Source organism: Chryseobacterium sp. CG10_8 (assembly GCF_058117085.1).
This window is the reverse complement of sequence record NZ_JBYVEB010000026.1, coordinates 1-19023: the sequence shown is the minus strand read 5'-3', so window position 1 is coordinate 19023 and position 19023 is coordinate 1. Positions and strand designations below refer to the sequence as shown.

Annotated in this window: 19 protein-coding genes; 9 read left to right on the top strand and 10 right to left on the bottom strand. The window is 35.1% G+C overall.

Annotated features, from left to right (window positions below; all coding sequences use genetic code 11):
- The first annotated feature begins 651 nt into the window (after positions 1-651).
- Genes AC4AGG_RS06430 through AC4AGG_RS06395 form a run of 8 tightly spaced genes read left to right on the top strand, consistent with a single transcriptional unit; the run spans position 652 to position 8086 of the window.
- Entirely contained in the window at positions 652-1770 is a 1119-nt protein-coding gene (locus tag AC4AGG_RS06430; RefSeq protein WP_489771166.1) for a M14 family zinc carboxypeptidase, read from the top strand.
- A 9-nt stretch (positions 1771-1779) separates the two neighbouring features.
- Entirely contained in the window at positions 1780-2700 is a 921-nt protein-coding gene (locus AC4AGG_RS06425) for a cation diffusion facilitator family transporter (RefSeq protein ID WP_489771165.1), read from the top strand.
- Positions 2700-3233, top strand: a complete 534-nt coding sequence (locus AC4AGG_RS06420) for a C40 family peptidase (RefSeq protein ID WP_489771164.1) — start codon at positions 2700-2702, stop codon at positions 3231-3233. The genes AC4AGG_RS06425 and AC4AGG_RS06420 overlap by 1 nt, the downstream gene beginning before the upstream one ends.
- Positions 3234-3278: 45 nt before the next feature.
- Positions 3279-4091, top strand: coding sequence for a 2,3,4,5-tetrahydropyridine-2,6-dicarboxylate N-succinyltransferase (locus tag AC4AGG_RS06415; protein WP_489771163.1), 813 nt, complete (start codon positions 3279-3281; stop codon positions 4089-4091).
- A 2-nt stretch (positions 4092-4093) separates the two neighbouring features.
- Positions 4094-5272, top strand: coding sequence for a glycosyltransferase family 87 protein (locus AC4AGG_RS06410; RefSeq protein WP_489771162.1), 1179 nt, complete (start codon positions 4094-4096; stop codon positions 5270-5272).
- Between the two features lie 8 nt (positions 5273-5280).
- Positions 5281-6210 (top strand): glycosyltransferase family 2 protein, encoded by a 930-nt coding sequence (locus AC4AGG_RS06405; protein WP_489771161.1) that lies wholly within the window; start codon positions 5281-5283, stop codon positions 6208-6210.
- Positions 6210-6986: a polysaccharide deacetylase family protein gene (locus AC4AGG_RS06400; RefSeq protein WP_489771160.1), complete on the top strand. Its 777-nt coding sequence runs from the start codon at positions 6210-6212 to the stop codon at positions 6984-6986. Before AC4AGG_RS06405 ends, AC4AGG_RS06400 begins: the two co-directional genes overlap by 1 nt.
- Positions 6983-8086: a glycosyltransferase family 4 protein gene (locus AC4AGG_RS06395; protein WP_489771159.1), complete on the top strand. Its 1104-nt coding sequence runs from the start codon at positions 6983-6985 to the stop codon at positions 8084-8086. Before AC4AGG_RS06400 ends, AC4AGG_RS06395 begins: the two co-directional genes overlap by 4 nt.
- A 1-nt stretch (position 8087) precedes the next feature.
- On the opposite strand, the gene AC4AGG_RS06390 is transcribed toward AC4AGG_RS06395, so the two are convergent.
- From AC4AGG_RS06390 to AC4AGG_RS06345, 10 genes are all read right to left on the bottom strand, one after another.
- Positions 8088-9260 (bottom strand): M28 family peptidase, encoded by a 1173-nt coding sequence (locus AC4AGG_RS06390; protein ID WP_489771158.1) that lies wholly within the window; start codon positions 9258-9260, stop codon positions 8088-8090.
- Positions 9261-9339: 79 nt separating this feature from the next.
- On the bottom strand, positions 9340-9684 hold the full coding sequence (rplT, locus tag AC4AGG_RS06385) for a 50S ribosomal protein L20 (protein ID WP_489771157.1): 345 nt from the start codon (positions 9682-9684) through the stop codon (positions 9340-9342).
- 124 nt (positions 9685-9808) lie between these two features.
- Entirely contained in the window at positions 9809-10006 is a 198-nt protein-coding gene (gene rpmI / locus AC4AGG_RS06380) for a 50S ribosomal protein L35 (RefSeq protein WP_114304469.1), read from the bottom strand.
- A 245-nt stretch (positions 10007-10251) separates the two neighbouring features.
- The gene (locus AC4AGG_RS06375; protein ID WP_489771156.1) at positions 10252-11394 is read right to left on the bottom strand and encodes a porin; all 1143 of its coding nucleotides are present in this window, start codon (positions 11392-11394) and stop codon (positions 10252-10254) included.
- A 204-nt stretch (positions 11395-11598) separates the two neighbouring features.
- The gene (infC, locus tag AC4AGG_RS06370) at positions 11599-12120 is read right to left on the bottom strand and encodes a translation initiation factor IF-3 (RefSeq protein WP_489771182.1); all 522 of its coding nucleotides are present in this window, start codon (positions 12118-12120) and stop codon (positions 11599-11601) included.
- An 80-nt stretch (positions 12121-12200) separates the two neighbouring features.
- A complete protein-coding gene (thrS, locus tag AC4AGG_RS06365) occupies positions 12201-14141 on the bottom strand; it encodes a threonine--tRNA ligase (RefSeq protein WP_489771155.1) in 1941 nt (646 codons plus the stop codon).
- Positions 14142-14251: 110 nt separating this feature from the next.
- The gene (locus tag AC4AGG_RS06360) at positions 14252-14851 is read right to left on the bottom strand and encodes a DUF4230 domain-containing protein (RefSeq protein ID WP_489771154.1); all 600 of its coding nucleotides are present in this window, start codon (positions 14849-14851) and stop codon (positions 14252-14254) included.
- A gap of 9 nt (positions 14852-14860) precedes the next feature.
- Positions 14861-15418: a TlpA family protein disulfide reductase gene (locus tag AC4AGG_RS06355; protein WP_489771153.1), complete on the bottom strand. Its 558-nt coding sequence runs from the start codon at positions 15416-15418 to the stop codon at positions 14861-14863.
- A 3-nt stretch (positions 15419-15421) separates the two neighbouring features.
- The gene (locus AC4AGG_RS06350) at positions 15422-15889 is read right to left on the bottom strand and encodes a pyrophosphohydrolase domain-containing protein (protein WP_489771152.1); all 468 of its coding nucleotides are present in this window, start codon (positions 15887-15889) and stop codon (positions 15422-15424) included.
- Positions 15890-16046: 157 nt separating this feature from the next.
- A complete protein-coding gene (locus AC4AGG_RS06345) occupies positions 16047-17180 on the bottom strand; it encodes an acyl-CoA dehydrogenase family protein (RefSeq protein WP_489771151.1) in 1134 nt (377 codons plus the stop codon).
- A 144-nt stretch (positions 17181-17324) separates the two neighbouring features.
- Between AC4AGG_RS06345 and AC4AGG_RS06340 the strand changes: the two genes are divergently transcribed.
- On the top strand, positions 17325-19023 hold a 1699-nt coding region (locus tag AC4AGG_RS06340; RefSeq protein ID WP_489771150.1), incomplete at its 3' end, for an endonuclease.

Sequence of the window (19023 nt, the reverse complement as noted above, 5' to 3'; positions counted from 1 at the left end):
GGTTTTCCACATTATTAGTTCGTTATTTTTGTCACGAAAATATAGCTCTAATTTTTTTTGATCCACGTTAATGATGTACATTTTTATAATACTGCATAGTTATCCGATTAATTACCTTTTTATACTTTTTCTAAGCTAAAGGTATTTATTATTAATTGCCTCTTAATTCGTCCTCAGGATTGGATATTTTATGACATATTGTGGGCTGTTATAATATAAAAAGGGCTTCACTATATATTGCAACTAAATTTCAATTCAAATTTTAGTTTAAGTCAATACAATGTTAAATGATTTAATTTTGACTAAATTTTTATTTTTTTAAGAATTATTTAAGTAAGAAAAATTCACATTTACAAATGTTAACAATGCAATAACGCAATATACAAACTGTCAATTCATGTTTAATAAAGTTATCGCGAAATGGAGTTTTCCACAGAGCTATCTAGTTAAAGTAAATCTAAATTAAAAGTTGATATAAATATTATAATTAATTGATAATGTACATAATAAGATTTGTTGTTATAGAATTTTCAATCCACAAAATTTTCAACAGACAAATTGACATTTTCGCACGTTTAGTTAATTTACAAACGTAAACAATTGCTTTTAACCTCAAAAAAAATTATTTTTACAGAGTTAAAAAAGTGCTGTATGATTTTTGAGAATTTTTACAAGAAGAATCCTAATTTCCCAAATCGTTATATTTTACCCGAGATGCTGTTCGATTTTCTACAGAGAAATCTCAGCGATTACATTTCTGAAATAGGTCGCTCCTACCTCGATAAGCCGATATACAAATTTTCGTATGGTACTGGTCCTATTAGGGTTCTGGCTTGGTCTCAAATGCATGGAAATGAGAGCAATGCTACGCATGCGATGCTGGATATGTGGGAAGTACTCAAGGATTTTCCTGAGGAAAAAGACGCTCTTTTTTCTAAGATTTCCTTAGATTTTATTTTTATGCTTAATCCTGACGGTTCAGAAATTTGGACGAGGAGAAATGCATTAGATATTGACCTTAACCGTGACTTTCTTAGAGAATCTAGTAAAGAGTTTCCATATCTTAAGAACATTGCAATTAATGGTAAATATGATTATGCAATGAATCTTCACGAGCAAAGAACCCTGTTTTCTAGTGACCGAGAGCATCCTGCAACGCTTTCTTTCCTTGCCCCTGCAGAGAATGTTGAAAGAGAAATTACTCCTAATAGAAAGAAAAGTATGGCAGTAATTTCTAAAATTGTGGAGAAAATGACGCCACTAATGCCTCAACATATTGCAAGATATAACGACGAATTTTATCCAACTTCGACAGGTGATAACTTTACAAAAATGGGTCTTCCTACGATATTGTATGAAGGAGGACATTATGAGAACGATTATAAAAGAGAAAACACGCGAAGATTCTACACTATAGCCTTTTATTACGGACTAAAAGCTATTGCAGAAATAGAAGGTAGTAATTTGGGATGGGAAGATTATTTTCAAATACCTGAAAATCAAGAAAGTCACTTTGATGTGATTTATAGAAATGTAAAGCTCAACACAGATTTTGACTGTATTTTGGATGTAGCTGTCCAATATAAAGAGGTGATTAAAGATGGTGATTCTGAGATTTCCTTCGTTCCAATGGTTGCGGAAGTGGGTGATTTGGCAAGAAAAAAAGGATGGAAAGAGATAGACTGTTCTGGCAAATACTTTCAATCCGACAGAAAATATCCTAAATTAGATGCAGAAGTTGATTTTGCCATATTAGATGTTAAAGAATAGGTAATTAGAATGGGTGCTAACGAACATCAACACCATCATCATAGTTTGAATGTAGAAGGCTTAACCAAAGCATTTTACATTGGAATTGGGCTTAATATAAGCTTTGTTGTGGTGGAATTTGTTTTGGGAATGCTCAATAATTCTTTATCATTGCTTTCTGATGCTGGGCATAATTTGAGCGATGTTGCAAGTCTCATTATCTCTTTAATTGCCTTGAAGTTATTAAAGCGAAAATCAACAAAAACATATACTTATGGTTTTCGGAAAGCGACGATTTTAGCGTCACTAGTTAATGCTTTGCTGTTGATTTTAGCAGTCGGTTTTATCGTTTATGAAGCGGTTTTTAGACTGATTAATCCGCAACCTTTAGATGGAAAAATAGTTGCAGGTGTTGCACTTATAGGTATCTTCATTAATGGGATTACAGCATGGCTTTTTATGAAAGACCAAGAGAAAGATCTTAATGTGAAAGGAGCTTATCTTCATATGTTAGCTGATGCTCTAGTTTCGGTAGGGGTTTTGGTGGGAGGAGTTATAATATATTACACCAGCTGGTTTTGGATAGATCCTTTATTAAGCATTATTATTGCAATAGTCATTTTATTAGGAACATGGAGTTTGTTGACTAAAAGTATTAGACTAAGTATGGATGGAGTTCCTGACTCTGTTGATATGGAGAAAGTCAAAGAAATTATACTGAAATTTAAAGAAATAAAAGACGTCGAACATATTCATGTTTGGGCAATGAGCACAACAGAAAACGCTTTAACTGCTCATTTGTACCTTAATAATGAACTTAATTCGAAGGAAATCGAAAAGATTCGTCACCAAATAAAGCACGAATTAGAACATGTTGATATACTGCATTCTACATTGGAGTTTTATTTTACGGAGGAAGCTTTCAATGAAGAAAAAAATTGTGAGATTTAATGAGGAAAATAATATTAACTTTTTTGGTTTTGGTAGTGTTAGTCTCGTGTGGAAGTACAAAAAATGTTACTCCATCAAAGAGTACAAAGACCGTTACTAAAGCTGAAGGACTCAAAACTTTTGAATCTGATTTTTCTGGTAATATCTCCAAAGAAATGAATGCTATTCTGCAAGATTCTGAAAAATATCTGGGAGTACCTTATAAATATGGTGGTAATACAACTTCTGGATTAGATTGTTCTGGATTCGTATGTAAAGTGTATGAGGAGAATGAAATTAAGCTTCCTCGTAGGTCTGCTGACCAAGCTTTACAAGGGAAAGAGATTTCTGTTTCGGAAATCAAACCTGGTGATTTGGTCTTTTTTGCGACTTCAGGTGGAACAAAAGTTTCACATGTGGGAATCGTTCATACCATTAATAAAGATGGTGAAATCGTGTTTATACATGCTTCAACTTCAAAAGGAGTGATTTTATCTTCATTAAATGAAAAATATTGGAACAAGGCATTCTTGTTTGCAAGAAGAGTTTTGTAAATTTGCACACCAAGTAAATAATTAAAATTTAAATTAAATAATTAGATGTCATTACAACAAACCATAGAGCAAATCTGGGACAACAGAGATCTGTTACAAAATGAAGATTCCAAAGCAGCCATCAGAGAAGTAATTTCGAAATTAGATATTGGAGAATTACGCGTTGCAGAACCAACCGCTGAAGGATGGAAAGTGAATGAGTGGGTAAAGAAAGCAGTTGTTATGTATTTCCCAATTCAAAAAATGGAAACCATAGAAGTGGGACCTTTCGAGTTTCATGATAAAATTCCATTGAAGAGAGATTATGCAGCAAAAGGAGTGAGAGTTGTTCCTCATGCGATTGCAAGAGAAGGAGCATATGTTGCACCGGGAGTTATTATGATGCCATCTTATGTTAATATTGGAGCTTACGTAGATTCCGGAACAATGGTAGACACTTGGGCAACTGTTGGAAGTTGTGCACAAATTGGGAAGAATGTACATTTAAGTGGTGGAGTAGGAATTGGAGGTGTTTTGGAGCCTTTACAAGCTGCCCCAGTAATCATCGAAGATGATTGTTTCGTAGGTTCTAGATGTATCGTTGTAGAAGGAGTACATGTAGAAAAAGAAGCTGTTTTAGGAGCTAATGTGGTACTGACAGGTTCTACCAAGATTATTGACGTAACAGGAGATGAGCCAATAGAAATTAAGGGAAGAGTACCTGCTCGTTCGGTAGTGATTCCAGGAAGTTATACTAAGAAATTTCCAGCAGGAGAGTTCCAGGTTCCTTGCGCTTTGATTATTGGAAAAAGAAAAGAATCGACAGATAAAAAGACGTCTCTTAATGATGCTTTAAGAGACAATAATGTGGCAGTCTAAAGATGTCAAAGTTTAAGAGTTCGTTTCTAAAATTCATCACCAATCCCAAATATATTTTTGGGATATATTTTATTGTATCCATTGCAACAGCACTTTCTAAGTATTTTAGGGGGCCTCAGGCGTACAATAATTATTTGATTTTTAGAAACGTATTTACCAATACGGTTGCAGAGCGCAATATCTATTTACAATATCCAGACATACATTTTGACTCCAATCATTACGGTGTATTTTTCAGTGTGTTGATTGCTCCATTTGCGATTTTACCAGATGGAATTGGTATTGTTCTTTGGAATGTTGCCAACGTTGCTGTTTTTGTCTTTGCGATACACAAACTTCCATTTTCTAATGCGAAAAAGGCTTTTTTTGGATGGTTGTGTTTGCAAGAATACATTACTGCAGCCGTGAGTTTGCAATTTAATGTAGCTTTAACCGGACTAATTTTACTTTCATCTATTTATGTTTATGAACGAAAAGAAACCAAATCAGTAATAGCAATTCTGATTGGTTTTTTTGTTAAAATATATGGAATAGCTGGACTTTCTGTATTTTTCTTTGTTAAAAACAAATGGAAGTTCATTTTGTCTTTCATCGTTGTAAGCGTAATTTTTATTGCGTTACCCATGTTGTTATCGAGTCCGCATTTTGGATTGCAATCTTACGCAGATTGGTACCAATCCTTGGTTGAAAAGGACGACCTTAATCATACTTTAACCAGTAGGCAAGACTACTCAATGATGGGGATTGTAAGGAGAATTTCTGGACATCCTGAGATTTCTAGTTTGTATTTTATTCTTCCGGGAATTGTACTATTCTGTCTTCCATATTTAAGAGTTCAACAATATAAAAACTTACCGTTTCAGTTGATGATATTGGCTTCAACGCTATTGTTTATTGTGTTGTTTAGTTCTAGTTCAGAATCTCCAACTTTCATTATTGCTGTAGCAGGTGTGATGTTGTGGTTCCTCATGAAGAAGGATAAAACTCCTTTAGATATTGGATTGCTGGTATTTGTGCTTTTACTGACCTGTTTTGGTTCGTCAGATTTGTTTCCAAAATTTGTTAAAGAACAATATATCATTCCTTATTCTTTAAAAGCCTTACCTTGCTGTCTAGTTTGGTTCAAAGTGATTTACGAATTACTTACTCAAGATTTTGAAAAAAAATATAGTTTGAATTAAATCCAAAAATGAAAAAAATCTCCATTGTAATCCCAGCTCATAATGAAGAGGATAATGTATCCGTGGTTCATCAGAGAATCAAGGAGATTTTTTCGGGTTTGCAAAACTATGGTTTTGAAATCATATTTGTAAACGATGGAAGTCGAGATAATACACAGCAGAAATTAGAAGAGCTCGCCAGTATTTATGATGAAGTGAAGTACATCGAATTTTCTCGAAACTTCGGACATCAACCAGCGGTTAAGGCAGGGATAGATTTCGCTAATGGTAATGCAATTATTTCGATGGATTGTGACTTGCAGCATCCGCCAGAATTTATCCCAAAACTCATTGAAAAATGGGAGCAAGGATACGATGTGGTACTTACTAATCGGACTTATCCTAAAGAAATTGGTTATTTCAAAAGGAAAACATCTTCTGTTTTTTATCAGATTTTATCAAAAATTTCTGATGTTGATTTAACGAAAGGTGGAGATTCGGATTTTAGATTATTGGACGCTAAAGTTGTGGAAACGCTTAAAGAGTTTTCTGAAGATGATTTGTTTTTGAGGGGATTAACCAATTGGATGGGATTTCGACAGACTTCTTTAGATTTTATGGCAGCAGAACGCAATGCTGGTCAAAGTAGTTATAATCTAAAGAAAATGATGAAATTCGCTTTTACAGGGATAACAGCTTTTAGCGTAAAACCATTGTATTTGGCAGCATATCTTGGATTTTTGTTTTCTGCATTTTCGGTGGTGGGTTACCTTATCTACGTCATCCACGCATTTATTGCCAAAACCGAAATTTCTGGTTGGGCTTCGTTGATAATAACCATTGTTTTCTTTGGTGGGCTTCAACTCATTATTCTGGGAATTATTGGGATGTACTTGGGCAAAATTTTTAAACAAGTAAAACAAAGGCCCAACTATATAATCCGAACAAAAAATTTCTAATGGTTCTACTATCTTTTGATATTGAAGAATTCGATATGCCTTTGGAATATAAAGGCAAAATTCCATTTGATGAGCAAATAAAAGTGTCCCAGAATGGTTTGGAAAATATACTAAACCTTCTGAAAAAGCATGAAATTAAAGCGACATTTTTTACTACTGCAGTTTTTGCAGAAAATAGTAAATCCCTGATTGATAGATTACTCGCGGAAGGTCATGAGCTGGCTTCTCATACTTGGTTTCATTCTGAATTTGAAATCAAACATCTGCAGGAGTCAAGGGAAAGGTTAGAAGAACTTTTTGGAACTAATATTATAGGAATAAGAATGCCTAGAATGATGGATGTTCCTGCAAAGGAAGTTCACGAAGCGGGATATACTTACAATTCGTCGGTTAATCCTACTTTTTTACCTGGTCGTTACAATAATTTGAAAGTATCCAGAACGTATTTTTGGGAAGAAAAATTGCTTCAAATTCCAGCTTCTGTAACACCCAATTTTAGAATTCCGTTGTTTTGGTTAAGCTTTCACAATTTTCCTTTGAATTTATATAAGAAACTATCCAAAGATGCACTAGATAAAGATGGGTATTTGAATATCTACTTTCATCCATGGGAATTTTCTGATATTTCGAAACCAGAATATCAACTGCCAAAGTTTACTTTCAAAAATACTGGAAACCAAATGGTTGAAAGATTTGGTACCTACCTAACTTGGCTCAAATCGAAGAATTATTCGTTTGGAACCTTTAAAGAATTTATAACAACAATTGGGAGATGAAGATAGCCTACGATGCCAAACGTTTTTTTCACAATGCTTCTGGTTTGGGAAACTATTCTCGGGATTTGGTGAGAATTATGGCGACTTATTTTCCTGAAAATCAATATTTTTTACTCAATAAAAATGATTCCGAAAGAGGTAAAGAAATTCTAAACCTCGAAAATGTTACATTTATAAAAACTTCGAAAGGGAAGTGGACTAGACAAATGAAGATGGGGAAGGACGCTCAAAGTATTGGTGCTGATATTTTCCATGGACTTTCTGGTGAACTGCCTTTGAAGTGGAACAACACGCCCATCAGAAAAATTGTGACCATTCACGATCTGATTTTCGTGAGGTTTCCTCAATATTATTCGTGGTTTGATAGGAGGATTCATTTTTGGAAATTCAAGAAAGCAGCACATTCGGCCGATGCAATTATTGCAATATCAGAGCAAACCAAAAGAGATATTGTAGAGTTCTTGAAAGTTCCAGAATCCAAAGTGATGGTTGTCTATCAAGGATGTCATGAGGCTTTCAAACAAAAGTACTCTGAAGAATTCTTAATTTCTGTAAAGGAAAAATATCAACTTCCCGAACGTTTTTTGCTGAATGTAGGCACAATAGAAGAAAGAAAGAATCTATTGAATGTGATAAAAGCTTTAGAAGGTTCACAGATTCCTTTGGTGGTGGTTGGTAAAAAGCAAAAAAAATATTTTTCAAAAATTCAGAAAGAAATCAAGAAAAACCCTATTGACGTAAAGTTTCTAGAAGGTGTTTCGATGACTGAATTGGCGGCGATTTACCAATTAGCAGACATCTTTATCTATCCAAGTTTTTTTGAAGGTTTTGGTATCCCAATTATTGAAGCTTTATATTCGGCAACGCCAGTGATAACGAGTAATCTGAGCTGTCTTCCAGAAGCGGGAGGAGCAGATTCCTTATATGTTGACCCTTATCAGGTTAGAGATATAAGAGCAAAAATTAAATTCCTATGGGATAATTTATCGGAAAGAAATCGCCGCGCCGAAAAAAGCTTAGAATTTGTTCAAAAATTTGATGATAAAAAAATTGCCCATCATTTGATGAGCATTTATAATAAAGTTTCTAAGAACATTTAATCTATTTCTGAACGACGATATTTTTTGATTTTTTCTCACCATCATGATTCAAAGTTCCAGTGTAGACCCCATTTTGCATTTCTGAAATGTTTATTTCCTTTTCGTTTTCGGTAGATTTAACCAAACGCCCGCTTGCGTCAAAAAGTTCAAAACGGAAATCTTTAATTTCTCTACCTAATTCAAGTTTAATAAAATCTTTTGCTGGATTAGGAACGATATCAAATTCCAAAGCATTATTAACAGAGACCTCCTCAGTTCCCAAAGTAGTTGAAGCTATAGCGAAATGCTGTGTTGCTCCAACGGCAGCTTTGGCTACATTGTATACATAAACTGGGTCTAAATTAGCAACAGTATCAGCGGAAGTATGAGTATTGGTATTGCTTCCACCAAGATATTCGTAGAAACCGGTAATTACTTCGCCGTTGTCTTCGAAAGGCATATAATCTGAAGCATAAGCTGGGTCAAAAGCGGTACTCAATGCTGAATAAAGTGTTGTACAGTTCGCTAGTTCTTGAGTTATAGCCTGAGATGCAGCATTATTACTTGTTGGTAACCCTTGATCAATATCGCAATAGATAGTATTATGAGTTTGACCTGCTCTTGCACCTACTTGATCAATATTGAAAACCATTCTGATACTCATTTTAGGTGTTGTTGCGTTGACCACAGTATTTACATAATGCTGACTCCCTCGTAATCCTTGTTCTTCACCAGAAAAATTGATGAAACGTATAGAATATTCAGTAGGAACGTCTTTTAGGATTCTTGCAATTTCAAGAATGACCGATACTCCACTTCCGTTATCTCCAGCACCAACTCCAACAATAGTATCAAAGTGTCCACAAACAATCACATAAGTATTGGGGTATAGCGTTCCGGTCTTTGTAACGACCAAATTTTTGGAGCTTGTTGTTCCAAAGGTAAATGGATCTTCAACGATTTGAGAAGCGGTATAACCAAAAGATAAATATTTAGCTTTTAACCAATTGAGAGCATTGGTGTTGTTGGCAGAACCAGTAGTCTTCACGCCGTAGCTTACAAACTCTTGCAAATAAGTGTTGATATGGGATTGAGTCACCTGATTCGCTCTATCTTGATAAGCTTGGATAAAACTCTGTGCATTGACTGAAAGTCCTAAAAAGATAATTGCTAGTGTTCCTAGTATTTTATTCATAATTAAAATAAAAAATCAAATGTAAAAAAAATCCTGAGTATTCTCAGGATTAGATTATTGATAACAAAAGATTTACAATTTATTTTACTTGATCTACAACAGCTTTGAAAGCTTCAGGGTGGTTCATTGCAAGGTCTGCAAGAACTTTTCTGTTAAGCTCGATGTTGTTCTTTTTAAGAGCTCCCATAAATTGAGAGTAAGACATTCCGTGTTCTCTAGCACCTGCATTGATACGGGCAATCCAAAGAGCTCTGAAGTTTCTTTTCTTCTCTTTTCTACCGCGGTAAGCATATTGCATTGCTTTTTCCACAGCATTTTTTGCAACAGTCCAAACGTTCTTTCTTCTACCGAAAAAACCTTTAGCCTGCTTCATTACTTTTTTTCTTCGCGCTCTAGACGCTACTGAATTTACTGATCTTGGCATAATGTTGTTGTTTTTTTGAATTGTGCGATACTTTATTTCAGTATACTTTTGGGCACCAATTCAGGGTTAACTTTTTTAATGAATTTTGTTGAATTCTTATAAACCGAATATAGATTTATAAAAACTACTTGATAGCTAATTGACGCTTAACACTTTTTTCGTCCACAGTAGCAACATAAGAAGTTTGCGTAAGATTTCTCTTTTGCTTAGTTTCCTTCTTAGTCAAAATGTGACTTTTATAAGCATTTTTTCTTTTGATCTTACCTGTTCCAGTAAGAGCAAAACGCTTTTTAGCCCCTGATTTCGTTTTTAATTTTGGCATTGTTCTGCTTTTTTGTTTATCTGTTATCAATAAGTTTGCAAATTTAGTACTTTATTTTTGGCGATGCAAATGTAATTTTATCTAAGTTCCAGTAGCTTCGGTAAGTGTCCCAAAGGTTGGAAAAATTTGAACCTTCATTTCTTTCTAAAATCCTAATGGTCTGTCATCATCAGAAATGAGCAGTAATTATGTGCCCAATCTAACGATTAATATTACGAGCAGCACTTTGAGGTTGACCTTGGTACTTAGAATCTAAGTTGATACTGTAGCAGAACAATATTGGAGTCGTATTGAGATGTACCAGCAACATTAGTATTGTAATCAGATAATATACCCACGAGTGAAATCTTTGAGGTATATTCATTACCAATAACATAACTTAACATAGGGGTATATATCCTTCCGGGATTGCCATGCTTCACTTCCTGCAAATACTCATATCTGCAAGAAAATTCGATGAAACTTTCGATATCGCTATTTAATTTTCTAGCAACAGAAGGAGTGAAATAGAAACCTTCCATTGCAAAGTCTTTTACATTTTTGTTTGTTGCTGTGCTTGCTCTGAAAGCTTGATTGTTAGTCCCTGTTTTATACTCGGTACTGATATCTAATTTCCAATTTTCAGAAAGTTGTTTAGAATATTGTAAATCTACTCCATAAATACTTGCGCCTTGAGAATCAATTTTTGTAAAAGCAGCATTACCGCCTAATTGTAAGTTTTTGATAATATCATATTCCAAACGGAAAGAATGATTTTTCACATCATCATTATCTTGAGTCTGATTTTTACCATTACCATTATAGATGGTGTAATAATATCTTAATGGAATTTTCTTTTCGGATAAGGAACCAATGATGGCGGCGCCAAGTTGAAAACTTTGCCAGTTATCTTTGCTCATTAAGCTATATTGCTTACTCCAAGCGTTACTTTTCATAATTTCTGCAGGATACATATCTTCCAATCCAAAATAGGGTCGAAATTGTCCCATTTGAAAGTTGAAGTAGGGGCTACCGTTCCAGCGTAGTGAGGCAATCTCCAAGACTTTACTCTTAGGGTCACTATTGAAATCGGCTAAGTTAACCAATACTTGAATGAGTAATTTCTTGTTGATATTGTATCGTCCATTGATACGAACATATTTGAGGTAAAATCCATTACTAGAATTAGCGGCATTATTGGTACCGGTAATATCAACGTCATCTGTAAGCGAGGAAGCGTAGTCTGCAATTAGAAATACTCTCACGGTAGCTTTTTTATCAAGAAAAGTCAATTTGGCTTTTTCAGGTTTGGGAGCATCAGGGGCTTTAAGTGAATCTTGCTTGGTTTGTGCAGATAGGAAAGCACATGAAGAAATCAACAGTGTTGATAATAGTTTTGAAGTTTTCATGTAAAAAAATTGACGCATCAAATTTACATTGCATTTTCGTCTAGTTTTTTTATTATTGACATGAAAAATGTCAATTTTTTGAAATTTCACTAAAACAGTGGCAGACTGTTGAAAAAGAAAAAGAGACTCTTACTGAAAAGAATCTCTTTTTTATTTTGGTTAATTTTAATCCTTTTTAGAATCAAGAATTATAGTATTAATGTTTTATTTAACCGATTTCTTAGGACTCATCATCATAATCATTCTCTTTCCTTCCAATTTAGGCATTTGATCTACTTTTCCAACATGTTCTAGGTCTTGAGCAAGTCTTAATAGCAAAATCTCTCCCTGATCTTTGAAGATGATAGATCGTCCTTTGAAGAATACGTAAGTTTTCAATTTGGATCCTTCTTCCAAAAACTTTTCAGCATGCTTCTTCTTGAATTCGTAATCGTGGTCATCAGTCTGAGGTCCGAAACGAATCTCTTTTACAACCACCTTTACTTGTTTTGCTTTAAGCTCTTTTTGCTTTTTCTTCTGTTCGTACAAGAATTTCTTGTAGTCCAATATACGAGCAATATAAGGCTCTGCCTTGTCGGAAATTACTACAAGATCCAATTCTTGGTCTTGTGCCATTTGTCTTGCTTTGGCAACAGGATAAACTCCTGCTTCTACATTATCGCCCACCAATCGCACTTCTTTAGCGCGAATCTTGTCATTAATTTGATGTGCGTCCTCCTTCTGAATCGGACGTCTTGGGCCTCGGTTGTTAAATCTCTGTGCTATAGTTGTAAATTTTAAAGTTAATTTTAATTTTAGGTTTTTTCTTAATTTAATTTAAATTCAAAACCCGTGTTGGCTTCTTTTTTAAAGTAGTTGATGAAGTCCTGAACATCCATTGCTCCTAAATCTCCTTCACCACGTCTTCTTACGGAAACAGTTCCGTTTTGTTCTTCATTTTCACCGACAATCAGCATAAAAGGATATTTTGCAATCTCTGCATCTCTAATCTTCTTACCTGTTTTCTCGTTACGATCATCAATTAGACCGCTAATATCGTGATTTTCTAATAATTGTGAAACTTTTTTTGCATAATCCACATATTTTTCAGAAATCGGAAGCACTATATACTGGTCTGGAGCCAGCCATAGAGGGAAATCTCCTGCTGTATTCTCCAGCAAAATAGCGATGAATCTTTCCATAGAGCCAAATGGTGCTCTGTGAATCATCACTGGTCTATGCTTTTCGTTGTCATTACCAGTGTACCAAAGATCGAATCTCTCCGGTAAATTGTAATCCACCTGAATGGTTCCTAATTGCCAGCTTCTTCCTAAGGCGTCTTTCACCATGAAATCCAATTTAGGACCGTAGAATGCAGCTTCTCCAAATTCTACAACAGTTTTTAGACCTTTGTTAGCAGCAGCAGTGATAATTGCATTTTCAGCTTTCTCCCAATTTTCGTCAGAACCAATATATTTTTCTCTTTTCTCAGGGTCACGAAGTGAAACTTGAGTTACAAAATCTTCGAATCCTAAGCTTTTGAAAACATACATTACCAAATCAATGGTATTCTCGAACTCAGTTAGTAATTGATCTGGGGTACAGAACAAATGCGCATCATCCTGAGTAAATCCTCTTACTCTAGTCAATCCATGTAATTCTCCACTTTGCTCATATCTGTAAACAGTACCGAATTCTGCATAACGTTTTGGTAAATCTCTATACGACCATTGTCCCACTTTATAAATCTCACAGTGGTGAGGGCAATTCATTGGTTTTAGCATGAATTCTTCCCCTTCATTTGGAGTCTTAATAGGTTGGAAAGAATCGGCTCCATACTTGTCCCAGTGTCCTGAAGTTACATATAGTTCTTTTCCACCAATATGCGGAGTCATCACAAATTCGTAACCTGCTTTTTTCTGAGCATCAGATAAGAAATTTTCCAATTTTTTTCTCAAAGCAGTACCTTTTGGCAACCAAAGTGGAAGACCAGCACCTACCTTTTCTGAGAATGCGAAAATACCTAATTCTTTTCCTAATTTTCTGTGGTCACGACGTTTTGCTTTCTCTAATCTTTCCAAATATTCGGTCAAATCTTTTTGTTTAGGGAAGGATATTCCATAGACTCTTGTTAGCTGAGGATTGTTTTCGTTACCTCTCCAATAAGCTCCTGCTGCATTAAGAATCTTCACTGCTTTTACAATTCCAGTTGAGGGAATGTGTCCTCCACGACATAAGTCGGTGAAATTATCGTGAGTACAAAACGTGATTTCTCCGTCTTGAAGATTTTCTATTAATTCGGTTTTATAAGGGTTGTCCTTATATTCTTCCAAAGCTTCAGCTTTAGAAATAGGGTATAGCTTGAAAGTTGAATCTTTTTTAGCATTTTCAAGCATTTTCTTTTCGATTTTTTCGAAATCTTTTTCGCTTAAAGAATCGTCACCGAAATCAACATCGTAATAGAATCCGTTGTCAATGGCTGGCCCAATGGTCAACTTTGCATGAGGATAGAATTCTAAAATTGCCTGAGCCAAAAGGTGAGCAGATGAATGCCAAAATGCTTTTTTCCCCAAATCATCATTCCAAGTCAGTAGTTGCACCGTAGAATCTGTCGTAATAGGAGTGGTTACTTCTACTTGCTGGTCATTAACCATCGCAGAAATGGTATTTCTTGCCAATCCTTCACTGATGGATTTTGCAATGTCCAAAGGACTTACTCCGCTTTCGTATTCTCTAATGCTTCCGTCTGGAAGAGTGATCTTAATCATAGTGATTTTTAAAATTAATGATTTGCAAAAATAAGGAATTTCGATGACTTCAATCAATCTATATAAGAAAAATTCCGAAAACTATGTTTCGGAATTTTTTAGTGGTCGAATCACAATTGATTTGGATTGATTTTTCCTGTTTCATCAACGATTTCGTAATTTAAAGCTTTTGCTAAAACGAATATCGTATTAAGGTTTTCCAGTAATTGTTTGCTACCTTCTTCAATAAGCTTTTTCTGATCTACCGTTTTTATCGCATGATCTTTAGCTTTTTGGGTAACGCTTTTAATTTGTTCGTCATCCACTCTGTTAAAGAAGGAATCGTCGATTGACTTAATTTCGACGCTTGGAGTAATCCTAATATCAGCTTGCGGAAGAGATTTTATAATTAATTTCTTTCCAATGGAATCCACGTCCAACTTCATCTTATTAAGATCATAAGAAACCTGAGCGTTGGTCTTGGTGTAGGTCATAATGTTGTTTTCTGATACTTTGTTTCCCAAGAATTCATAGGAGACAGAAGTCTTTTGCAAAGTCGAGAAATCCTGTTCCATGACGACCAATTTGTTCATTTTGGAGATTTGATTCGTCAAGACATAATAATCATTAGTGTCTTTCTTATCCGAAATTTTGAAAATACCTTTCAAAGAAAAGAACAAGACAGCGGCGATGATAATGCCTAAAAATACATATCCCAGTTTATTGACCATGGTTATTGATTATTTAGAAGTATCTTTTGGAACAGATTCTTCTTTAGTGATGATTTCTAATAAGTCTTTTTCCAACCATCCTGATTTAGGGAATTCAATAATTCTACCTAATTCTTTTCCGTATTTGTAAACGATAATTGTTGGAACTAATTGAATATTTCGTTGTCCTTCTTCGCCTCCTGGAGATTCTCTTTTTCGGTTAACACCAATGATTTCTAATCTTCCAGCAGGATAGTTAACTGCATCAAGAATTTTCATTAACCGTGGAAACTCTCTATGGCTATCTTCACACCATGTTCCTAAAAAAACAGTGATGTTATATGATGTTAATTTTTCTTTTTTTAGTTGCGCAAGTGCCGTCTGATCCATTTGGTACTCGTTGTATTCCTTATTATACCATTCACTATAAGGTTCCTTTTGAAACTGATCAATCGACTGTTGTCCTAATAACATTTTTCCGTCCTTGCTATTATAAACTTCTCGATTAAGCACTACTTTTTGAGAGCTGCAAGATTGCATTGCAAATGCCATAAGCACTACTGACAAAATTATTTTAATTCTTTTCATGTTTTACTTTTCTAAAATGGCTTTAAGGTTAGCCGGTGAATAATATTTATTTTTCAAAACTTTGTGATCTGACTTACGATGAACATTGAATTTGTCACCCGATTTTTCATAAAAAGAATCTTCTCCTTTTTCTAAATACATTTCGACAGTTTCTTGAGCTTGCACCTCATTTTCGCAAGCCTTTGACATGTTAGAGCGCTGAACTTCGTTAAAGAGTTCAACAAACTTATCACCTAAACCAAATTCCAAAACTGCACCGCTTAATACATATTGAAGGTCACACAAAGCATCGGCTATTTCCACAATATCATTATCATTGATTGCTTGTTGTAACTCATTAAGTTCTTCCTGTAATAAAGATACTCTTAGCTTACATCTTTCTTGAGATGGAATCTGTGGAGTTTCTAAAATGGGTGCGTTAAAGGTTCTATGAAATTCGGCTACTTGATTCAGACTGTCGATTTTGTCCATTAAATTTAAAATTTAAACAAAGATAGAAAATACAATGCTATTATCGAAAACTGACATTCAATAAAATTAAATTACCCCGCAAACTATTCATGAAAAGTGTCTAAATAAAAAAACACCGAAATGTCGGTGTTTTCTATGGTGTAATATTTTGTTGGAATTATTTTGAGATTTCTCTTCCTATAACCAACCTTTGGATTTCTGAAGTTCCTTCTCCGATCGTACAAAGCTTGGAATCTCTGTAGAATTTTTCAGCAGGGAAGTCTTTGGTATAGCCATAACCTCCAAAAATCTGAACCGCATTGTTGGCAATTCTTACGCAAGCTTCAGAAGCATACAATTTTGCCATTGCACCTTCTTTGGTCATGACTTGTTTTGCGTTTTTCATATCAGCAGCTCTTCTGATCAATAATTCGGCAGCGTCAACTTCTGTTGCCATATCAGCTAACATGAAGTTAATAGCTTGAAACTGGTTGATTGATTTTCCAAATTGGTGTCTCTCCATTGAGTATTTCAAAGCTGATTTGTAAGCTCCTCTTGCAATCCCAAGAGAAAGGGCAGCGATAGATATACGACCGCCATCTAATATTTTCATAGCCTGCTTAAATCCAGAACCAACTTCACCTAAACGATGAGAGTCAGGAACTCTAACATTGTCAAAAATTAATTCTGCAGTTTCGGAAGCACGCATTCCTAATTTATTTTCTTTTTTACCTGAAGAAAATCCAGGCATTCCTTTTTCTAAAACAAATGCAGTCGAATTATTTTTAGCACCTTTTTCTCCCGTTCTGGTCATTACCACAGCAATGTCTCCCGAAATAGCGTGGGTAATAAAGTTTTTGGCCCCATTGATCACCCAAGCGTCACCATCTTTAACTGCAGTTGTGCTCATTCCACCTGAATCAGAACCCGTATTGTGCTCTGTAAGTCCCCAAGCTCCAATCACCTTACCCGAAGCTAATTGTGGAAGCCATCTCATTCTTTGTTCTTCGTCACCGAATTCATAAATATGATTGGTGCAAAGTGAGTTATGTGCTGCAACGGATAAACCGATAGAAGGGTCAACTTGCGAAATTTCATCCAAAATACTCACATATTCGTGATAACCTAATCCCGATCCTCCATATTTTTCCGGAATTACAATTCCCATAAATCCCATTTCACCAAGTTGGTGGAATAGTTCAACCGGGAAAGTTTGACTTTCGTCCCATTCCATGATATTAGGTCGAATATTTTTTTCAGCGAAATCTCTCGCGGTTTCGGCAATCATTTGTAGATTAAGTTCTAATTCCATGTGTATAGATTGTTATTTGGTCAAATATAATCAATTAGAAGGAGGTACGAAAATCTAATTTTTTATCCACAAAAAATGATATTTAACATTGCTGAAATTAATCTACATCAAAAGTTGACTACCTTTGTAACAAATAGAAAGTTGATGAAAAAATTGATACTTCTTTGTGCTGTTGCAGCGTATATTTCCTCATATTCGCAGGCTCCAACAGGATATTATGATGGAACTTCTGGTCTTACAGGATATGCTTTAAAATCAAAACTTAAAGAAATTATTTTCACTGGATATAGTTATCACTATAATGATCTTAAAGAGCTTTACAAGCAGACCGACAAGGATATTTATTATGACCATACTGCAGCTAATAATCCTTATTTTGATTCTGTGTCAGGAACAACAAAATATATTTTGTTAGATATCTATTCAGAAAATCCGACAGGAGCAGATGCTTATGAATATGATGCTACTCAGATTGCTGGTGGCTCGGTCAGTGCTGAAGGTCAGGGTATCAACAGGGAGCATATGATGCCACAAAGTACTTTTAGTACTGGAAGTATAGGTAATTATCCTATGTATGCTGATCTTTTTACAGTGATTCCCGTAGATGCAAGAATTAATCAGTTGCGGAGTAATTATCCATATGGAGTTGCAGGGGCAACGACGTATTATAACTTTACCAATGGGTCGAAAATAGGTAATGATGCAACCCCAGGTTATGATTATACAGGGCGTGTATATGAGCCTATTAATGAATTCAAAGGGGATATTGCGAGAGCATTGTTGTATTTTATCGTGAGGTATGAAGGCAAGCTGAATTCTTTTAACTATTATACGGGTACTGCTGTTACCAATGATGAAACACCGTTAGATGGAACAGAAGAAAGAGGATTTGACGCAGCTTACATCCAAATGCTAAGAAATTGGAATACCCTTGATCCGGTCTCTCAAAGGGAAATTGACAGAAATAATATTGTCTATAGTATCCAGAAGAACAGAAATCCCTTTATTGATAATCCGTCTTGGGTTGATTTGATTTGGAATGTTACCACAGATACGGCTGCGCCAATGGCTCCATCCAACTTGACAGCTACCCAACAAAATGCATATTTTGTAAATCTCAGTTGGACGGCGAGTACAGATACCGATGTGATTGGATATAAAATCTACGTCAATGGAGGTACGACTCCTATTGCAATGACCAAAGGGACAAGCATTGCAATTGACCATTTAACACCATCTACAAGCTATACCTTTACTGTCAAAGCTTATGATAACGGATATCTTGAATCAACGGCAAGTAATATGGTAAGCGCAACGACTTTGGCATCAGACGGTTTTGCAAAAGATTTGATGATTACCAAATATTTGGAAGGAAGCTCAAACAACAAAGCCATTGAAATTACGAATAAAACGGGGCATGAAGTAAGTTTAGATCGATACAATCTAAATGTTCAGTTTTATAATAGTACGAGTGGTAATTATTACTTCACGGATAGTTTTCAGTTAGCTGGAAAAGTGGGTAATGGAGAGACTTTTGTCATTATTCATCCAGAAGCGACTTTCTCTTGTTTTCCTATTAATCAAGCAAAATTTGTAACTAATTCTCCTCCGATGACTTTTACGGGTTCTCAATATTTCGAATTAGCCTACAATGCTTCAACTACAGTTGATTGTGTTGGTGCAAAGGGAGTTAGTAATGGGAATGGAAATGTTTCTTTGTATCGACTGAATAGCGTTCAGCAACCGACAACGACTTTTAGTTCAGGTGAATGGACAACTAACTCCAGTGATTATTGTACGAACCTTGGCTCTTACTTGCATACAGTAGAAGTATTTGCAGATA